Below are 18,307 nucleotides of genomic sequence, written 5' to 3'. Positions count from 1 at the left end.
TATTTAAGATTTGCTATCTTAACTGCGTGCGGCCTGAAAATTAGGGCTGCGCCCTTGTAAACAATGATAATAATTTACGGCGCAGCCACGATTTCCCTGGTGTTGGCGCAGTATTCGCGCACCCCGGCTAAGCCGGGGTCATTTTTTTTCAACACTCGCCACCCAGGCTCTTAATACCGCCACGTCGTGCTGCCACTCCTGCTTCATCTCTTCAATCCATTCCCCCACGTTGTCCTCCCAGGCAGGAAGGTCCGGGGATTGAATTTGCTGACCCAGCTGTTGCAGATGGCGCAGTCCCACTGACCCCGCGGCACCTTTGATTTTATGGCCTTCCTCAACAACGCCTTTTTTATCACGCGCGGTCAGGTTGGACTCCAGCACACTTAAATAACCCGGCATCATCTTCTCAAATACCGCCAATCCGTCGGTAATTAACTTCGGTCCCACCAGCTCGAGGTATTGTTCCAACATGGGAATATCTAACAGCGCTTGCGATTTACTGCTTTCTTCAGATGTCACAGTGCTCTCCTCTTTGTTTCGGGTATCCCAGTATTTTTTAATCATGGCGGTTAACGCCGGTACCGACAGCGGCTTGCTCAGCACGTCATCCATACCCGCTTCCAGATATTCTTTTTTGTCTTTCAGAACGTTAGCGGTGAGCGCCACCAGCGGCGGCAGATCTTCCCGCGTGTACTTTTGCGTTAACTCTCTGGAGATATCCAGACCCGTCATATCCGGCAACTGAATATCCAACAGCACCAGGTCGTACTCACCCGGTTTGAACATTTCCAGCGCGGCTTTCCCGGTCATGGCGACGTCCACGCTGTTACCCAGTTTTTCCAGCACCGAACGGGCGACAATCACGTTCAGTTCAATGTCCTCAACCAGCAGCACATTCAGGGCAGGCAACGGCATGTCGTCTTCTTCAAAGGCGTCTTCAATCTCTTCCGCAACGGCTGGGGCATGAACGGTAAGGGTAAAGACGGAACCTTTCCCCGGCTGGCTGGAAACCGTAATATCGCCGCCCATGTTTTTCGCCAGACGACGAGACACTGCCAGACCAATCCCGGTCCCGGTGGCCGGTTTACCGCCATTGCTGTCCTTCACCTGATAATACATGGCGAAGATTTTATCCTGCTCATCCTGCGGAATACCGATACCAGAATCTTCCACTTCAAAATGCAGCATGTTGCCTTTGTCATAGCGCGCCCGCACGGTGACCTGCCCTTTCTGGGTAAACTTCACGGCGTTGCTGATCAGATTCCACAGGATTTGACGCAGACGCGTCCCGTCGGTAATGACCTTATGCGGCAGCGGCAAGGTCGGATCAAGTACAAAGCGCAGCCCTTTTTGCTGCGCCTGCAGGCCGGAGAGGTTTTCCAGATCTGCCATAAAACTGGTGAAATCTATCGGCTGGTTATCGAGCTGAACTTTACGCCGCTCCATCTTATCCATGTCGATAATATCGTTGAAAATATTCCCAAGCGTAACGGCAGAAACATGGATAGTTTTCAGGTATTTTTCCTGCTCAGCGGTCAGATCCGTATCCAGCAGGATCCGACTCAAACCGACAATACCGTTCAGCGGCGTACGCAGTTCGTGGCTGATGGTGGAAATAAAGGTCGTCTTGTCACGGCTGGCACGTTCAAGTGCATCCTGGTAGCGCTTGCGCTCGGTAATATCGCGGCCAAAGCCCATCAGGCCGTGTCGTTTACCGACGCGGTCGTAATAAGGCACTTTACGAATTTCAAAGCAGGCTTTACGTCCGTCCGGGTAATCCAGCCATTGTTCATAGGTCAACGAGACATTATGGCGGAACACTTTCTCGTCGGTTTCGATAACTTTTTCAGCCGCTTCTGGCGAGTAAACTTCAATCGGTTTTAAATTCACCAGCTGCTTTTCGCTCTTGCCTGTCAGCAATTCCATGGCGCGGTTACAGCCGGAGAACTCTTTATCTTCATTGCGATAAAAAACCAGATCCGGTGAAGCATCGAGAAAAGAACGCAGAAAAGAGGATTGTTGTTCCAGTTGGATCTGCGCTTCTTCACGCTCTTTAATTTCGACTTTGAGTTGTTCAAACGTTTCCTGGCGCTCCGCTTCCGCCTTTTCACGTTCGACAATCTCCTGGTTAAGCTGCGCAATATTGTCCTTTAACTGCACGTTAAGCTTGAGATCGCGTTCGCGCATCTCTTCCAGCTTCTGCACCAGTCGTGACAGGCGTTGCCGGGACTCCTCCAGTTGCTCCACGACCACTGACAGGAAATAGACCGCCCAGGGGGTAATTAACAGGCCAAAAAAGATGGAACGTATTACATCAATACTTTCTACCTGGCCATGCAGCACCATGGTGACGGCCATTTGCACCACTATGGCCAACACCACCAGAGCCAGCGCCAATAGCAGCGAAAAGCGCACCAGACCTAATTTCATCATCAGGTCGACATAATACTGCGCCAGCATTCGAATTTGCTTCATAGAGGGTTCCTTCACGACAACTTGGCACAATAATACTCAATTCTCGGCGTGACGTTTGAGATTGTGCAATAAATGCGGAGGCTATCGGTGAAATGACTGAGGAGAGGTCATCGTAGACCTGATAAGCGAAGCGCCATCAGGCAAGCAGGCGCAGATTGCCGGAGGTCGGCTTTGCCTTATCCGGCCTACAGAGGGTTAGCTCCCCGGCTGAGCCCACGGCGTTCCAAGAGCGGAGCCTTGTACACCATGCTCATTGAGATAACGGTCCAGTTCGACCATCCCGGTCCAGCGATTTTCACACCACAGCGGCGCCAGTAACGTCGGGCGACGGGCGCTGGCAGAAATACGATGATAAATAACCTCTGGCGGCGTATGGCGAATCATCTCGCCCGCCGTCACGGTGTAATCGGCCAGCTCAATACCGCTCAGACGCCCTGCTTCCCAGGCCTTCGCCATAATGCTGCCCTTCACGATATGCAGCGGATGCAGCTTAATGCCATCAACGCCGGTCTCCACCACGCGCGCCAGCGTTTGCAGACATTCCGCTTGCCCTTCTCCCGGCAGGCCGACAATCAGATGTGAGCACACTTTCAACCCACGCTCACGCGCCAACTGCGTGGTGCGTTGATAGCAGGCAAAGTCATGCCCACGGTTAATACGGTGCAGCGTTTTATCATGGGCCGTTTGCAGCCCCAGTTCCAACCACACCTCGTAGCCCTGATCTTTATATTCGCACAGCAGATCGAGCACCGCCTCTGGCACGCAGTCAGGGCGTGTCCCGACGCACAGCCCGACAATATTGGCCTGAGTGACCGCCTGCTGGTACATCGAACGCAGCACCTGCACTTCGGCAAACGTGCTGGTATAAGCCTGAAAATAGGCCAGGTAGCGCTTGGCGCGATTCACCAGTTGAGCCTGATGTTCGAGCTGCTCAGCAATCGAATGATGCTGCTGTGCCTCATCGGCAAAGGAGGCGACATTACAGAAGGTGCACCCGCCACGTCCAATGGTGCCATCGCGATTTGGGCAGCTAAACCCGCCGTGCAGCGTGAGTTTATGAACCTTTTGCCCATAACGACGAGAAAGATCCCCACCAAACATATTGACTAATTTCTGTAACTGCATAATCTGATAGACCGCGCCTTGAAAAGAGGCCAAAGCCTGCCATTTTTAGCCCCCGTCGGCGATGACCTGGATCAATCGCCCCGGCGTGCTTTTATTCATTGCATATTCAAGCAAAATAAATGAAATTTCATTCAATCAAAATGTGATTACTTTTCCTTATATCCGATGATTTTTTTTATCTTCCGACGGCCAACGGATAAAAACAGTATCTTTAAGACGCGTAAACTCTATAAACCAGCATAAAATGCCAAACATCGCGATAAACAAAGGGAGGACAAGCGATAACGGACCTTTCTGACAGTGAGACAGATCACACTTCCCTCGCCATCCACTGTGCGTTAAATCAATGTAAAAATGCCATTAATTTCAATATATTCATATCGTTAATCGACCTATAGCACATTTTTGCATAAATAAGATTGCCATTTGACCTGTGTGTGGATTCCCGATAACGTGGAAATCCGCTGGAAGCTTTCTGGATGAGCAGCCTGCTCATCATATTTATGCAGTAATTGAGATTCCCTCTGAAGCAAGTCCTCAAACTTGTTTGACCTATGCGAAAAGGATTAAAGAGGGCGAATGCGAGGTGAGCGTATAACGCGCAACCCCCGTCGCCATGCTCTTGGTGTGCCTGTGCGCAAACGGTATCGGAGAGGCGTCCCGCAGAGCCTGGGGAGGTTCACTGATATGTTGTACGATAAATCCCTTGAGAAGGATAACTGTGGTTTCGGCCTGATCGCCCACATAGAAGGCGAACCTAGCCACAAGGTAGTGCGTACCGCCATACACGCACTGGCCCGTATGCAGCACCGTGGAGCCATCCTCGCGGACGGTAAAACCGGCGACGGCTGTGGCCTGTTATTACAAAAACCCGATCGCTTTTTCCGCATTGTTGCGCAAGAGCGCGGCTGGCGTTTAGCCAAAAACTACGCGGTCGGCATGATCTTTTTAAATAAAGACGCTGAACTGGCGGCGGCGTCTCGTCGCATCGTTGAAGAAGAGTTACAGCAGGAAACCCTGTCGATTGTGGGCTGGCGCGACGTGCCGACCAACGACGGTGTTCTCGGTGAAATTGCCCTCTCCTCCCTGCCCCGTATTGAGCAAATTTTTGTTAACGCCCCTGCGGGCTGGCGTCCACGCGATATGGAGCGCCGTCTGTTCATCGCGCGTCGCCGCATCGAGAAACGTTTACAGGACGATAAAGACTTCTACGTCTGTAGCTTGTCCAATCTGGTCAATATCTATAAAGGTCTGTGTATGCCGGCGGATCTGCCGCGCTTTTACCTGGACCTCGCGGACCTGCGTCTGGAATCGGCCATCTGCCTGTTCCACCAGCGCTTTTCCACCAACACCGTACCGCGCTGGCCGCTGGCCCAACCGTTCCGCTACCTGGCGCACAACGGCGAAATCAATACCATTACCGGTAACCGCCAGTGGGCGCGCGCCCGTACTTATAAGTTCCAGACCCCGCTGATCCCGGATCTCCACGATGCCGCGCCGTTCGTCAACGAAACCGGCTCCGACTCCAGCTCAATGGATAACATGCTCGAACTGCTGCTGGCAGGCGGGATGGACATCATCCGCGCGATGCGCCTGCTGGTGCCACCAGCCTGGCAGAACAACCCAGATATGGACCCGGAGCTGCGCGCATTCTTTGACTTTAACTCCATGCACATGGAGCCGTGGGACGGCCCGGCAGGCATTGTCATGTCTGACGGTCGCTTTGCCGCCTGTAACCTTGACCGTAACGGCCTGCGCCCGGCGCGCTACGTCATCACCAAAGACAAGCTCATCACCTGCGCCTCCGAAGTGGGTATCTGGGATTATCAGCCCGATGAAGTCGTCGAGAAAGGCCGCGTCGGTCCCGGCGAACTGATGGTGATCGACACCCGCTCGGGTCGCATTCTGCACTCGGCGGAAACCGATGATGACCTGAAAAGTCGCCATCCGTACAAAGAGTGGATGGAAAAGAACGTCCGCCGTCTGGTACCGTTTGAAGACCTGGCTGACGATCAAGTCGGCAGCCGTGAGCTGGACGACGACACCCTTGCCAGCTACCAAAAACAGTTTAACTACAGCGCCGAAGAACTGGATTCCGTGATTCGCGTGTTGGGTGAAAACGGCCAGGAAGCGGTCGGTTCAATGGGCGATGACACCCCGTTTGCCGTGCTTTCCAGCCAGCCGCGCATCATTTATGACTACTTCCGTCAACAGTTCGCGCAGGTGACCAACCCGCCAATCGATCCGCTGCGTGAAGCGCACGTGATGTCGCTGGCCACCAGCATTGGTCGTGAGATGAACGTCTTCTGTGAAGCCGAAGGCCAGGCGCATCGCCTGAGCTTTAAATCGCCGATCTTGCTGTACTCTGATTTCACCCAGCTCACCACCATGAAAGAGGAACATTATCGCGCTGACCGGCTCGATATCACCTTCGACGTGAGTGAAACCACGCTGGAAGAGACCGTCAAGGCGCTGTGCGATAAAGCCGAACAGATGGTGCGTAACGGCACGGTATTGCTGGTGCTCTCTGACCGTAACATCGCCAAAAATCGCCTGCCGGTCCCGGCACCGATGGCAGTTGGTGCGGTGCAAACGCGTCTGGTGGAACAAAACCTGCGCTGCGACGCTAACATCATCGTCGAAACTGCCAGTACCCGCGATCCACATCACTTCGCGGTACTCCTCGGCTTTGGTGCCACAGCAATCTATCCGTATCTGGCCTATGAAACGCTGGGGCGTCTGATTGACACTCACGCTATTGCCAAAGATTACCGGACCGTGATGCTGAACTACCGTAACGGCATCAACAAAGGTCTGTACAAAATCATGTCCAAAATGGGCATTTCGACCATCGCCTCCTACCGCTGTTCGAAGCTGTTTGAAGCCGTCGGTCTGCATGACGACGTGGTGGCACTGTGCTTCCAGGGCGTGGTCAGTCGCATCAACGGCGCAGGCTTTGCCGACTTCCAGCAGGATCTGCTGAACCTCTCCAAACATGCCTGGCTGGCGCGCAAACCGATTAGCCAGGGCGGCCTGCTGAAGTACGTTCACGGTGGCGAATACCACGCCTACAACCCGGACGTAGTACGCACCCTGCAACAGGCAGTACAAAGCGGCGAATACAGCGACTACCAGCAATACGCTAAGTTGGTTAACGAGCGTCCGGCAGCAACGCTGCGCGATCTGCTGGCTATCGCACCTGGCAATGAAGCAGTAAGTATTGACGACGTCGAACCCGCAACCGAGTTGTTTAAACGTTTTGATACCGCAGCCATGTCCATCGGCGCGTTAAGCCCGGAAGCGCACGAAGCGCTGGCCGAAGCGATGAACAGCATCGGCGGCAATTCCAACTCCGGCGAAGGCGGTGAGGACCCAGCACGCTATGGCACCAACAAGGTGTCACGCATCAAGCAGGTGGCTTCTGGTCGCTTCGGTGTAACCCCGGCGTATCTGGTCAACGCTGACGTCATTCAGATTAAGGTCGCACAAGGCGCGAAGCCCGGCGAAGGCGGTCAGTTACCGGGAGATAAAGTTACTCCGTACATCGCCAAACTGCGTTATTCGGTGCCGGGCGTGACGCTGATCTCCCCGCCGCCACACCACGATATCTACTCTATCGAGGACCTGGCGCAGCTGATTTTCGACTTAAAACAGGTTAACCCGAAGGCGATGATCTCTGTGAAGCTGGTTTCCGAACCGGGCGTCGGCACCATCGCCACCGGCGTGGCAAAAGCCTACGCGGATCTGATAACCATTGCCGGTTACGACGGCGGCACCGGTGCCAGCCCGCTCTCTTCGGTGAAATACGCAGGTTGTCCGTGGGAACTGGGGCTGGTAGAAACTCAGCAGGCACTGGTGGCTAACGGTCTGCGCCATAAGATCCGTTTACAAGTTGATGGCGGTCTGAAAACCGGCGTCGACATCATCAAAGCAGCCATTCTCGGCGCGGAAAGCTTCGGCTTTGGTACCGGGCCGATGGTCGCGCTGGGCTGTAAATACCTGCGTATTTGCCACCTGAACAACTGTGCAACCGGTGTAGCAACCCAGGACGAAAAACTGCGTAAGAACCACTACCACGGTCTGCCGTTCAAAGTGACCAACTACTTTGAGTTTGTCGCCCGTGAAACCCGCGAGCTGATGGCATCGCTTGGCGTAACACGCCTGGTGGATCTGATTGGCCGTACCGATCTGCTCAAAGAGCTGGACGGGTATACCGCCAAGCAACAGAAACTGGAGCTGTCTCACCTGCTGGAAACCGCACAACCTCACCCAGGCAAAGCGGTGTACTGTACTGAGAACAACCCACCGTTCGACAACGGCGTGCTCAACGCGCAGTTGCTGCAACAGGCCAAACCATTTGTTGATGAGCGCCAGAGTAAAACTTTCTGGTTCGACATCCGCAACACCGACCGTTCTGTCGGCGCATCACTGTCGGGCTATATCGCTCAGACGCACGGCGATCAGGGGTTGGCTTCCGACCCGATCAAGGCGCATTTCAGCGGTACCGCAGGCCAGAGCTTTGGCGTGTGGAACGCGGGCGGCGTGGAGCTGTATCTGACCGGCGATGCCAACGACTATGTCGGTAAAGGCATGTCGGGCGGCCTGCTGGCGGTACGTCCTCCGGTCGGTTCTGCCTTCCGCAGCCATGAAGCGAGCATCATCGGCAACACCTGCCTGTACGGCGCAACCGGCGGTCGTCTGTTTGCCGCAGGTCGCGCGGGTGAACGCTTTGGGGTACGTAACTCAGGTGCCATCACCGTGGTCGAAGGCATCGGTGACAACGGCTGTGAATACATGACCGGCGGCATCGTCTGTATTCTCGGTAAAACGGGCGTCAACTTCGGCGCAGGCATGACGGGCGGGTTCGCCTACGTGCTGGACGAAGACGGCGAATTCCGCAAACGCGTGAATCCGGAACTGGTCGAAGTCCTGAGCGTGGACTCGCTGGCTATCCACGAAGAGCATTTGCGTGGACTGATCACCGAGCATGTACAGCATACTGGTTCGTCACGCGGAGAAGAGATCCTAGCCAACTGGCCGGCATTCTCGGCGAAATTCGCGCTGGTTAAACCGAAGTCCAGTGATGTGAAAGCACTGTTGGGTCACCGTAGTCGTAGCGCAGCTGAGCTGCGCGTGCAGGCGCAGTAAGGGGTAGCAGCAATGAGCCAGAACGTATACCAATTTATCGACCTGCAGCGCGTTGATCCGCCGAAGAAACCGCTGAAGATCCGCAAGATCGAGTTTATCGAAATCTACGAGCCGTTTTCCGAAGGCCAGGCTAAGGCGCAGGCAGACCGCTGCCTGTCCTGCGGCAACCCGTACTGCGAGTGGAAATGCCCGGTGCACAACTACATCCCGAACTGGCTGAAGCTGGCTAACGAAGGACGTATTTTTGAAGCAGCCGAGCTGTCACACCAGACCAACACGCTACCGGAAGTCTGCGGTCGCGTGTGTCCGCAGGACCGTCTGTGTGAGGGTTCTTGCACGCTGAACGATGAGTTCGGCGCGGTAACCATCGGCAACATTGAGCGCTATATCAACGATAAAGCGTTTGAAATGGGCTGGCGCCCGGATATGACCGGCGTACGCCAGACCGATAAACGCGTCGCCATTATCGGTGCCGGTCCGGCAGGGCTGGCCTGTGCCGACGTACTCACCCGTAACGGCGTAAAGGCGGTGGTGTTTGACCGTCATCCGGAGATTGGCGGCCTGCTGACCTTCGGTATTCCAGCCTTCAAGCTGGAAAAAGAGGTGATGACCCGTCGTCGTGAAATCTTCACCGGTATGGGCATTGAGTTCAAACTCAATGTAGAAGTGGGTCGTGACGTGCAGCTCGACGATCTACTGAAAGATTATGACGCTGTGTTTCTCGGCGTCGGAACCTATCAGTCGATGCGCGGTGGGCTGGAAAACGAAGATGCCGATGGCGTATTCGATGCCCTGCCATTCCTGATTGCCAATACCAAGCAGTTGATGGGCTTTGGCGAAAGCAGCGACGAGCCGTACATCAGTATGGAAGGCAAACGCGTGGTGGTGCTGGGCGGCGGTGATACTGCGATGGACTGCGTACGTACTTCCGTTCGTCAGAACGCGTCACACGTGATTTGCGCCTATCGTCGCGACGAAGAAAACATGCCTGGCTCGAAACGCGAAGTAAAAAACGCGCGTGAAGAAGGTGTAGAATTCCAGTTCAACGTGCAGCCGCTGGGCGTGGAAATTAACGCCAACGGCAAAGTGTGCGGTGTAAAAATGGCGCATACTGAAATGGGTGCACCGGACGCACAAGGCCGCCGCCGTGCGGAGATCGTGCCCGGTTCTGAACACGTGGTACCCGCCGATGCCGTGGTGATGGCATTCGGTTTCCGTCCGCACAGCATGGAATGGCTGGCAAAGCACAGCGTCGAGCTGGATTCACAGGGCCGCATTATCGCCCCGGAACGCAGCGACAACGCGTTCCAGACCAGCAACCCGAAAATCTTCGCCGGTGGCGACATCGTGCGCGGTTCGGATCTGGTGGTGACGGCGATTGCCGAAGGCCGTAAAGCCGCTGACGGGATCCTGAATTACCTGGAAGTATAAAAAGCCTCTCTGCTGGCCCCCTGCCAAAATTCACATTGCTGGATGGGGGCCAGTTTTCTTCTGCCTCACACATTCACGTCATTCCTGGAAAGCGACTCGCAAATGCTGATGCAGGTCCATGTAATGCAATCGTCATGGATTGACGGCATTAGACCTCGAGCGTATTGATAACGATATATTTTCATTTCGCAACTATCACGCCAGGGAAGACATGAATACACTCACCTCGACACACCATGCTGAGGATTATCAGCAAATCCATGACGGAATAATCCATTTATTGGATAACGCCAGGACAGAAACGGTCCGCAGCATCAACGCAATTATGACGGCAACCTATTGGGAGATTGGCCATCGAATTGTCGAATTTGAACAAGGCGGTGAAGCGCGAGCGGCTTACGGTACTCAACTGATTGAACGTTTGTCCGTCGATTTAAACCAGCGGTACAAACGTGGGTTTTCCACGGGAAACTTGCGACAAATACGAGCGTTTTATCTTTATTTTCAAAATATTGAAATTCAGCAGACAGTGTCTGGTGAATCTTCCCGTCTGGCACAACTCGCCAAAATTTTCCCGCTTCCCTGGTCAGCCTATGTCCGCCTGCTATCGGTTAAAAATCCTGATGCCCGCATCTTTTACGAGAAAGAGACGCTACGTAACGGCTGGTCAGTACGGCAACTCGACAGGCAAATCACCACCCAATTTTACGAAAGAACATTATTGTCCCACGACAAAACCGCCATGTTACAGCAGGTCGCCCCCACCGTCGCTGACGTTACGCCAGAACAAGCAATACGTGACCCGTTCATTCTTGAATTCCTAGATTTAAAGGACGAATATTCTGAATCTGACCTTGAAGAAGCGCTGATAAACCACCTGATGGATTTTATGCTGGAACTCGGTGATGATTTTTCCTTTGTGGGTCGCCAGCGTCGCTTACGCATTGACGATAGTTGGTTTCGCATCGATCTGCTGTTCTTCCACCGACGCTTACGCTGCCTGCTCATCGTTGACCTCAAGGTAGGGAAATTCAGCTACGCCGATGCAGGGCAAATGAATATGTACCTGAATTATGCCCAAGAGCACTGGACAATGCCTGGAGAGAATCCGCCCGTAGGCTTAATCCTGTGCGCGGAAAAAGGTGCTGGCGAAGCTCACTATGCCCTAACCGGTTTACCTCATAAAGTGCTTACCAGCGAATACAAAATGCAGTTGCCTGACGAGAAATTACTGGCGGATGAACTTGCCCGTTCACAAACTCGATTAGCGTCTCAATGAGATCATTCACGGAGCGACTGAGCCAATGGCGACAGCGTGCGCGGTTCGGATCTGGTGGTGACGGCAATTGCCGAAGGCCGTAAAGCCGCTGACGGGATCCTGAGTTACCTGGAAGTATAAACACATCTTTTCTGGCATCTCGTCCGCACATATGGATGAGATGCCGGATATCCGTCTTCTCTTCTCAAAATACGTAGTTGCTACATAGCATAAATTCGCGACCAACCAGCTTAAAAATCCAGTACGTAAACGTTTGCATTCTTCTGAAAAGTGTATATTATGCGGCGGATTTTTTGGGCAAAATTCATGGAGGTGTTGTGTCGCAAGATAACAATTATAGCCAGGGCCCCGTCCCTCTGGCCGCGCGGAAAGGCGTAGTTCCACTGACATTTGTAATGTTGGGATTAACGTTTTTTTCCGCCAGTATGTGGACCGGGGGCACACTCGGTACCGGTCTTTCCTATAATGATTTCTTCCTGGCAGTTCTCTTCGGTAATCTTCTCCTCGGTATTTACACTGCCTTTCTGGGTTTCATCGGCGCAAAAACCGGACTCTCTACCCATCTCCTGGCGCGTTACTCATTTGGCGTAAAAGGTTCATGGCTTCCCTCAATGCTGTTAGGCGGCACGCAGGTGGGCTGGTTTGGTGTTGGTGTGGCGATGTTTGCTATCCCAGTCAGCAAAGCGACGGGAATCGACGTTAATATCCTGATTGCTGTATCTGGCCTGTTGATGACCATGACCATCTTTTTTGGCATTTCGGCGCTGACGGTTTTATCGATTATCGCCGTACCCGCTATCGTTATTCTTGGTAGTTACTCCGTCTGGCTGGCAGTATCCGACGTGGGCGGCTTAGATCATTTAAAAACGATTGTGCCACAGACGCCGCTGAATTTTTCAACCGCGCTGGCGCTGGTGGTAGGATCGTTTGTCAGCGCAGGTACCTTGACGGCCGACTTCGTCCGCTTTGGCCGTAATGCCAAAGCTGCGGTGCTGATTGCCATGGTGGCTTTTTTCCTCGGCAACTCCCTGATGTTTATCTTCGGTGCTGCTGGCGCTGCCGCTGTAGGACAGGCGGACATCTCCGACGTGATGATTGCCCAGGGGCTCCTGCTACCAGCGATTGTCGTTCTCGGCCTGAATATCTGGACAACCAACGACAACGCGCTGTATGCGTCGGGTCTGGGCTTTGCCAATATTACCGGTTTTTCCAGCCGTACATTGTCGGTGGTTAACGGTATTATTGGCACGCTGTGCGCGCTGTGGCTGTACAATAACTTTGTCGGCTGGCTGACATTTCTGTCGGCCGCGATCCCTCCGATTGGCGGGGTGATTATTGCCGACTATCTGTTAAACCACCGCCGATACGCCGATTTCAACAACGCACAATTTACGCCGGTGAATTGGATAGCCATTCTGTCCGTTGCACTGGGCATCGCTGCCGGCCACTATATTCCCGGTATTGTGCCCGTCAACGCCGTACTCGGCGGTGTAGTCAGCTATATCCTGCTGAATCCACTTTTTAATCGCAGTCTTGCTCAGTCCACGGAGGTCAGCCATGCAGACTAATACCCTCACCATTCGTCAGGCACGTTTACAGGGACGCGAAGGGTTATGGCAACTTACAATTGAAAACGGGCGTTTTAGCCGTATTGAATCCCAGGAAGCCGCATCTTTACCGCAAGGTGAGGTCCTGGACGCTGAAGGTGGACTCGCCATCCCGCCATTCGTCGAGCCGCATATCCATCTGGACACCACGCAAACGGCAGGCGAGCCAAACTGGAATCAGTCGGGTACGCTGTTTGAGGGTATTGAGCGCTGGGCTGAACGTAAAGCGATGCTGACTCACGAAGACGTGAAGACGCGTGCCATGCAAACCCTGAAATGGCAGATGGCCAACGGCATCCAGTATGTTCGTACGCACGTTGACGTTTCCGATCCCACACTAACGGCACTGAAAGCGATGCTGGAAGTGAAGCAAGAGGTCGCACCGTGGGTGGAGCTGCAAATTGTGGCATTCCCACAAGAGGGGATTCTATCTTACCCCAACGGTGAGGCACTGTTAGAGGAAGCGGTACGCCTGGGCGCCGACGTGATTGGTGCGATTCCCCACTTTGAATTTACGCGTGAATATGGCGTGGAGTCGCTGCATAAAATTTTCGCCCTGGCCCAGAAGTACGACCGCCTTATCGATGTGCACTGTGACGAAATTGATGATGAACAATCACGCTTTGTTGAAACCGTTGCAGCACTGGCGCATCGCGACGGAATGGGCGGGCGCGTTACTGCCAGCCATACCACAGCGATGCATTCCTACAACGGCGCGTATGCTTCCCGTCTTTTCCGTCTGCTGAAAATGTCAGGTATTAACTTTGTTGCGAATCCTCTGGTGAACATTCACCTGCAGGGACGTTTTGACACCTATCCCAAGCGTCGCGGTGTCACCCGCGTCAAAGAGATGCTGGAGGCAGAGATCAACGTCTGCTTTGGCCATGATGATGTCTTTGATCCGTGGTATCCGCTGGGCACCGCGAATATGCTGCAGGTGCTGCATATGGGATTACACGTGTGCCAACTGATGGGATACGGGCAGATTAATGATGGGCTGAACCTGATAACCACTCACAGCGCAAAAACCCTGCACTTGCAAGACTACGGCCTGAGCGTTGGAAATTCCGCTAACCTGGTAATTTTACCGGCAGAAAATGGGTTTGACGCGGTTCGTCGCCAAACACCTGCCCGTTATTCCATTCGCCACGGGCGGGTCATCGCCGAGACCGTACCGAGTCAAACAACGTTGCATCTGTCGCAGCCAGAAACAGTGACATTTAAGCGGTAGATTGTCTTTTGAATAATTGCCGCAGACACGCAGCTGCGGCAATTACCATGTTGGTGCATTCCTATCAGGCGTGTAGCAAGCTGGCTCGGATCTTCACCACCACCTTCTTAATTTCTCCAGGTGCACTCACCACGCAGCCCGGTTTATGTGGCTCGCCAGGCATAAACACCGCGAACATCCCCGGTTTCAGGGTAACAACTTGTTCATCGGCAATCTCGCTGCACAGTTGATAATCCTCTTCAACATGCACGTCTTCGCACTGACGTGCGGAACCTGCCAAACCGAAAAAAATACGCTCTTCACCTGCCAGCAGCAATTGGATATCAATATAACATTCATGCAGCTCCGCCTTTTTTTCTTGTGGCGGTTGCGTGGCGAACTGCATCACGTTCATAAACAGATCGTCGCCTTTCAGTACATAGTGTCCCGGCGCGTTATTCTGCACGTCTACCGCCAGCGCAAGGGTCAGCGCATCAAGCAGAACAGGGGGTAATCCCGCAGCGGATAGCGACTGTAACTCGCCTAATATCATGATAACTCTCCTTGTGCTAACAATGCTGCGCCCAGCAACCCGGCGTCATGTCGGTAATGTGCTGTGCGCAGTGGGACGTGATACACCGAGGGTTCCTGCGCCAGCAGCGTGCGGACCTGCGTCAGATATCCTTGCGCCAGCCCAACGCTGCCACCCACAACTACGCACTGGCAGTCGGTAGACGCTTTGACGTCGGCAATCAGTCGCGCCAGCACCTGTGCAGAATGTGCAATCAACCGCGCGGCCTGTTCATGCCCTTGCACCGCACACGTAAACACCGTTCTGGCATCGCAACCGGCAAGGTCGCCCTGTGCGGCAGCGGCAATTCCGCGACCAGATGCAATAGCCTCCACGCAGCCGGTACGACCGCAGCCACAGACTGGTCCATTAGGGTCTGCCAACGTATGCCCTAAATGCCCCGCCAGACCACCAGCCCCGGTGAGTAACTTGCCGTTGCTGACCACGCCGCCGCCCACACCGGTCGACACGGTGATAAATACCATATCGCTTATCTCGTCAGCCATTACGTGGTATTCCGCCCAGGCCGCCGCCTGCGCATCATTGACCGCCATGGTCGGCAAGCCGGTCAACTCTCTTAAGGTTTGTACCAGCGGGAAGTGCATCAGCCCGCCAAGATTGAGCGGATTAATCGCCAGTAGTGTGCCCTCGCGGATAATACCGGTGGAGGCAATGGCAACGCGCTCTGCTTGCGCCTGCAGCGGCTCAATGAGCGTCTGTAACGCGGCCCGCAGGGCATCCGGCGTTTTGCTGGCAGGTGTCGGCAGTTCACGGCGTTCGCGGATCTGTAAATCACGGTCTACCCGTGCAGCGGCCAGTTTGGTGCCGCCAATATCAATCGCCAGCGTTGTCATAGCACGACCTTTTTCAGCGTCAGTAGCTCAAGTAACGACATACTTACTCCCTTACCAAAATAGCCCGGTGCAGGACCGGGCAATCGGATTAACTTTTTGATTTCACCAGCGCGCTTTTATCGCTACCAAACGGCACGGCTCCGCTAAACGGTTTACCATCAATGGCATCATGGGTACGCAGCGCTTCCGGGCGCAGCCAGCGCTGCACGCGGGACGGCATATCAAGGCCAATCAGCAGGATCACCACGAAAGTCAGGCTAAACGACAGCGATCCCAGCGCCGTACCCAGATCCAGACGCTGTGCAATCAGCGCACCGATGATCGGCGCCAGTGCCCCACCCAGCGCACCCACGTTGTAGGTAAAGCCCAGACCCGCCGCACGTTGGTCAGTATCGAAATAACCGCCGATCAGTTTGGGTAAGATCCCGGAGATCCCCTGCCCGAGCATTTGCTGGAAAAACAGCAGCAGACCCAGTACCCAGACGTTGGCACCGCCAATCGCAAACACGGGAATAATCAGCAACTGTGAGGCCAGCAGGCTGTAGACATAGGCTTTGCGCGTACCCAGCCAATCACCCAGAAAACCACCGACACAACAGCCTACCGCCGCCCCAAAGCCGCTGAAGAACAGCACCCTGGCGACCGTCGACGGGTCATACATCAATTCAGTTTTCAGGTAGGTCGGCAGCAGCGCCTGAATTGGCCACGAGTAGAGGAAGGCGAACAGCACCACTACCATCAGCATTACGCCCGTCGGCCAGCGTTTACCGCTGCTTTGCACCATAAAGCTAATGAAGATAAACGCGCAGACCAGACCGAGGATCGCCACGATAGCCGCGTTTTGCAGGTTACCGGCAAAACAGAACCACAGCGCGGTTGCGGCGGCGAGCGTCATCAGAATATTAATGACCCGATGTTCACCCCGATAGAGGGTATCCACCATCGTGCGCACCGGCGCTTTGCCTTCGTGTTTTTCCTTCCAGTCTTCGGCTTCCGGAATATTTTTACGCAGCCAGAGGGCGAAGATAATCGGTACAATGCCGATGAAAAACAGCGCGCGCCACCCCCACACCGGTACCACCAGACTGTAGACCTGAGCGGCGATCACGGCCCCCACGGAGAAGCCAGAAATCAGGAAACCACTGGCTTTATTGCGCAACTGTTTAGGCCAGCTTTCAATCACATAGGTCGCACTTGAACCATACTCACCTGCCATCCCCATGCCGATGACCAGGCGGGCGATAAACATGGTGGTGTAGCCCGGTGCAAAACCGCAAGCCAGCGTCCCTAGCGAGAACAGAATAATGCTGGTGACCATCGCCAGGCGACGCCCGTAGCGATCGCCCATCGCCCCCAGCATCAGCCCGCCAAACCAACGAGAAATAAAGGCGGCCGAGATCAGGCTGGCAGCCTGCACCGTCGTCAACCCGAATTCACCTTGTACTTCCGTCAGCACAAGGGCAATTAAGACAAAATCAAAACCATCCAGCAAATATCCCAGCCAAGCGGCAGAGAACGCACGCCATTGTGCCCGGTTGAGATGGCGGTACCACGGAATGCTCTGGGTAGAAGTACTCATGTGACTCTCCCGACGATTTTCATTGTTGTACTGGTGGGCGACTGTGTCTCATCCGGCCTACGGTCTGCCTGTGTAGGCCGGGCAAGCAAAGAGCCCCCGGCAATCCGCTGTTACGCCTTTTCTGCCAGCAGTTGGTCAGCCAGCGCTTTCAGTTCTGGCAGGTACTTTTCGTCAACAGGGGCAAACGGCTTACGGCACAGTGGGACGGAAACCACGTCCATATAGTGCAGAACCGTTTTCAGTCCACGGAACACGCCGACTTTAATCAGTAAATCGATAACCTTATTGCACTCGGTTTGCAGCTTTTGTGCCGTCTGGATGTCGCCTTCTTTGAGTGCTTTCACGATTCCCTGATAGCGCCAGCCCATAATGTTGTAGGTACTGCCGATACCACCGTCTGCCCCAGCCAGCAGGCCTGACGCGAAAATTTCGTCATAGCCGTTGTACAGCACCAGATCCGGATGGGCGCGACGGATCTGCTCCATTTGATAGAGATCGCCAGAGGTCTGCTTCAACGCGCCAACACCCGGCAACGTGACCAGCGTGTTGATCTGATCCAGCGTCAGTTTTACGCCGCTCAGCGCCGGGATGTTATAGACCACCATTGGCAAGCCATCAGAGGAATCAATAATTGCACGGTAGTGATCGCAGTGCTCTTCAAAACTGAACGGATAGTAAAACGGCGTGACGGCAGAGACAGCATCAAAGCCGTAGCGATGGGCTGCGCTCGCCAACTGCTGGCTCTCTTCGGTGCTCACCGTGCCCACATGTGCGATAAGCGTGACTTTACCCTTCGCTTCTTCCGCCACGATCTCCAGTACCTGCTCTCTTTCAGCCCGGTTCTGGACAAACGCTTCACCCGTTGAGCCACCGACGTACAGGCCATCAACACCCTGCCCAATGTTGAAACGTACCAGACGACGTAGGCTCTCAATGTCCAGTCGCTGTTGGTTGTCGAATGGGGTTAACAACGCTGGCATTACGCCTCTTAAATCTCTTGCCATAACTACCTCTGTCGATGATTAGTG

At 54.2% G+C, this 18,307-nt stretch carries 11 protein-coding genes and 1 pseudogene; 6 read left to right on the top strand and 6 right to left on the bottom strand.

What is annotated here, in order from left to right; genetic code table 11:
- Window positions 1-138: 138 nt before the first annotated feature.
- Together arcB and mnmL are read right to left on the bottom strand one after the other, a co-directional pair.
- On the bottom strand, window positions 139-2,475 hold the full coding sequence (gene arcB / locus AC3ITF_RS02415) for an aerobic respiration two-component sensor histidine kinase ArcB (protein ID WP_489176104.1): 2,337 nt from the start codon (window positions 2,473-2,475) through the stop codon (window positions 139-141).
- Window positions 2,476-2,670: 195 nt separating this feature from the next.
- A complete protein-coding gene (gene mnmL, locus AC3ITF_RS02410; RefSeq protein WP_115257371.1) occupies window positions 2,671-3,600 on the bottom strand; it encodes a tRNA modification radical SAM protein MnmL/YtqA in 930 nt (309 codons plus the stop codon).
- 687 nt (window positions 3,601-4,287) lie between these two features.
- Between mnmL and gltB the strand changes: the two genes are divergently transcribed.
- From gltB to AC3ITF_RS02380, 6 genes and pseudogenes are all read left to right on the top strand, one after another.
- Window positions 4,288-8,748 (top strand): glutamate synthase large subunit, encoded by a 4,461-nt coding sequence (gene gltB, locus AC3ITF_RS02405; protein WP_489176103.1) that lies wholly within the window; start codon window positions 4,288-4,290, stop codon window positions 8,746-8,748.
- A 12-nt stretch (window positions 8,749-8,760) separates the two neighbouring features.
- A complete protein-coding gene (locus AC3ITF_RS02400; RefSeq protein WP_096755493.1) occupies window positions 8,761-10,179 on the top strand; it encodes a glutamate synthase small subunit in 1,419 nt (472 codons plus the stop codon).
- 211 nt (window positions 10,180-10,390) lie between these two features.
- Window positions 10,391-11,458: a PDDEXK nuclease domain-containing protein gene (locus tag AC3ITF_RS02395; RefSeq protein WP_182038951.1), complete on the top strand. Its 1,068-nt coding sequence runs from the start codon at window positions 10,391-10,393 to the stop codon at window positions 11,456-11,458.
- A 21-nt stretch (window positions 11,459-11,479) separates the two neighbouring features.
- Window positions 11,480-11,578, top strand: a pseudogene (locus tag AC3ITF_RS02390) (FAD-dependent oxidoreductase); the annotation flags it as partial.
- 197 nt (window positions 11,579-11,775) lie between these two features.
- The gene (gene codB / locus AC3ITF_RS02385; protein WP_181540317.1) at window positions 11,776-13,026 is read left to right on the top strand and encodes a cytosine permease; all 1,251 of its coding nucleotides are present in this window, start codon (window positions 11,776-11,778) and stop codon (window positions 13,024-13,026) included.
- Window positions 13,016-14,296, top strand: a complete 1,281-nt coding sequence (locus AC3ITF_RS02380) for a cytosine deaminase (protein ID WP_117342744.1) — start codon at window positions 13,016-13,018, stop codon at window positions 14,294-14,296. Before codB ends, AC3ITF_RS02380 begins: the two co-directional genes overlap by 11 nt.
- 64 nt (window positions 14,297-14,360) lie before the next feature.
- On the opposite strand, the gene nanQ is transcribed toward AC3ITF_RS02380, so the two are convergent.
- From nanQ to nanA, 4 genes are all read right to left on the bottom strand, one after another.
- Window positions 14,361-14,828: an N-acetylneuraminate anomerase gene (gene nanQ / locus AC3ITF_RS02375; protein WP_174361218.1), complete on the bottom strand. Its 468-nt coding sequence runs from the start codon at window positions 14,826-14,828 to the stop codon at window positions 14,361-14,363.
- Window positions 14,825-15,700, bottom strand: a complete 876-nt coding sequence (gene nanK, locus AC3ITF_RS02370) for an N-acetylmannosamine kinase (RefSeq protein ID WP_489176102.1) — start codon at window positions 15,698-15,700, stop codon at window positions 14,825-14,827. The genes nanQ and nanK overlap by 4 nt, the downstream gene beginning before the upstream one ends.
- A gap of 88 nt (window positions 15,701-15,788) precedes the next feature.
- A complete protein-coding gene (nanT, locus tag AC3ITF_RS02365; RefSeq protein ID WP_117342747.1) occupies window positions 15,789-17,279 on the bottom strand; it encodes a sialic acid transporter NanT in 1,491 nt (496 codons plus the stop codon).
- 110 nt (window positions 17,280-17,389) lie between these two features.
- Window positions 17,390-18,283: an N-acetylneuraminate lyase gene (gene nanA, locus AC3ITF_RS02360; RefSeq protein WP_117342748.1), complete on the bottom strand. Its 894-nt coding sequence runs from the start codon at window positions 18,281-18,283 to the stop codon at window positions 17,390-17,392.
- Window positions 18,284-18,307 lie beyond the last annotated feature (24 nt).

It is taken from the genome of Citrobacter sp. KH_055_1 (assembly GCF_057838705.1).
The sequence above is the reverse complement of the archived record's forward strand: the minus strand, read 5'-3'. Positions and strand labels throughout refer to the sequence as shown.

Coding starts and splice junctions, on each gene's coding strand:
- nanK (WP_489176102.1), bottom strand. CDS start 15,700: ATGACAACGCTGGCGATTGATATTGGCGGCACCAAACTGGCCGCTGCA.
- arcB (WP_489176104.1), bottom strand. CDS start 2,475: ATGAAGCAAATTCGAATGCTGGCGCAGTATTATGTCGACCTGATGATG.
- nanT (WP_117342747.1), bottom strand. CDS start 17,279: ATGAGTACTTCTACCCAGAGCATTCCGTGGTACCGCCATCTCAACCGG.
- mnmL (WP_115257371.1), bottom strand. CDS start 3,600: ATGCAGTTACAGAAATTAGTCAATATGTTTGGTGGGGATCTTTCTCGT.
- AC3ITF_RS02395 (WP_182038951.1), top strand. CDS start 10,391: ATGAATACACTCACCTCGACACACCATGCTGAGGATTATCAGCAAATC.
- nanA (WP_117342748.1), bottom strand. CDS start 18,283: ATGGCAAGAGATTTAAGAGGCGTAATGCCAGCGTTGTTAACCCCATTC.
- nanQ (WP_174361218.1), bottom strand. CDS start 14,828: ATGATATTAGGCGAGTTACAGTCGCTATCCGCTGCGGGATTACCCCCT.
- AC3ITF_RS02380 (WP_117342744.1), top strand. CDS start 13,016: ATGCAGACTAATACCCTCACCATTCGTCAGGCACGTTTACAGGGACGC.
- AC3ITF_RS02400 (WP_096755493.1), top strand. CDS start 8,761: ATGAGCCAGAACGTATACCAATTTATCGACCTGCAGCGCGTTGATCCG.
- gltB (WP_489176103.1), top strand. CDS start 4,288: ATGTTGTACGATAAATCCCTTGAGAAGGATAACTGTGGTTTCGGCCTG.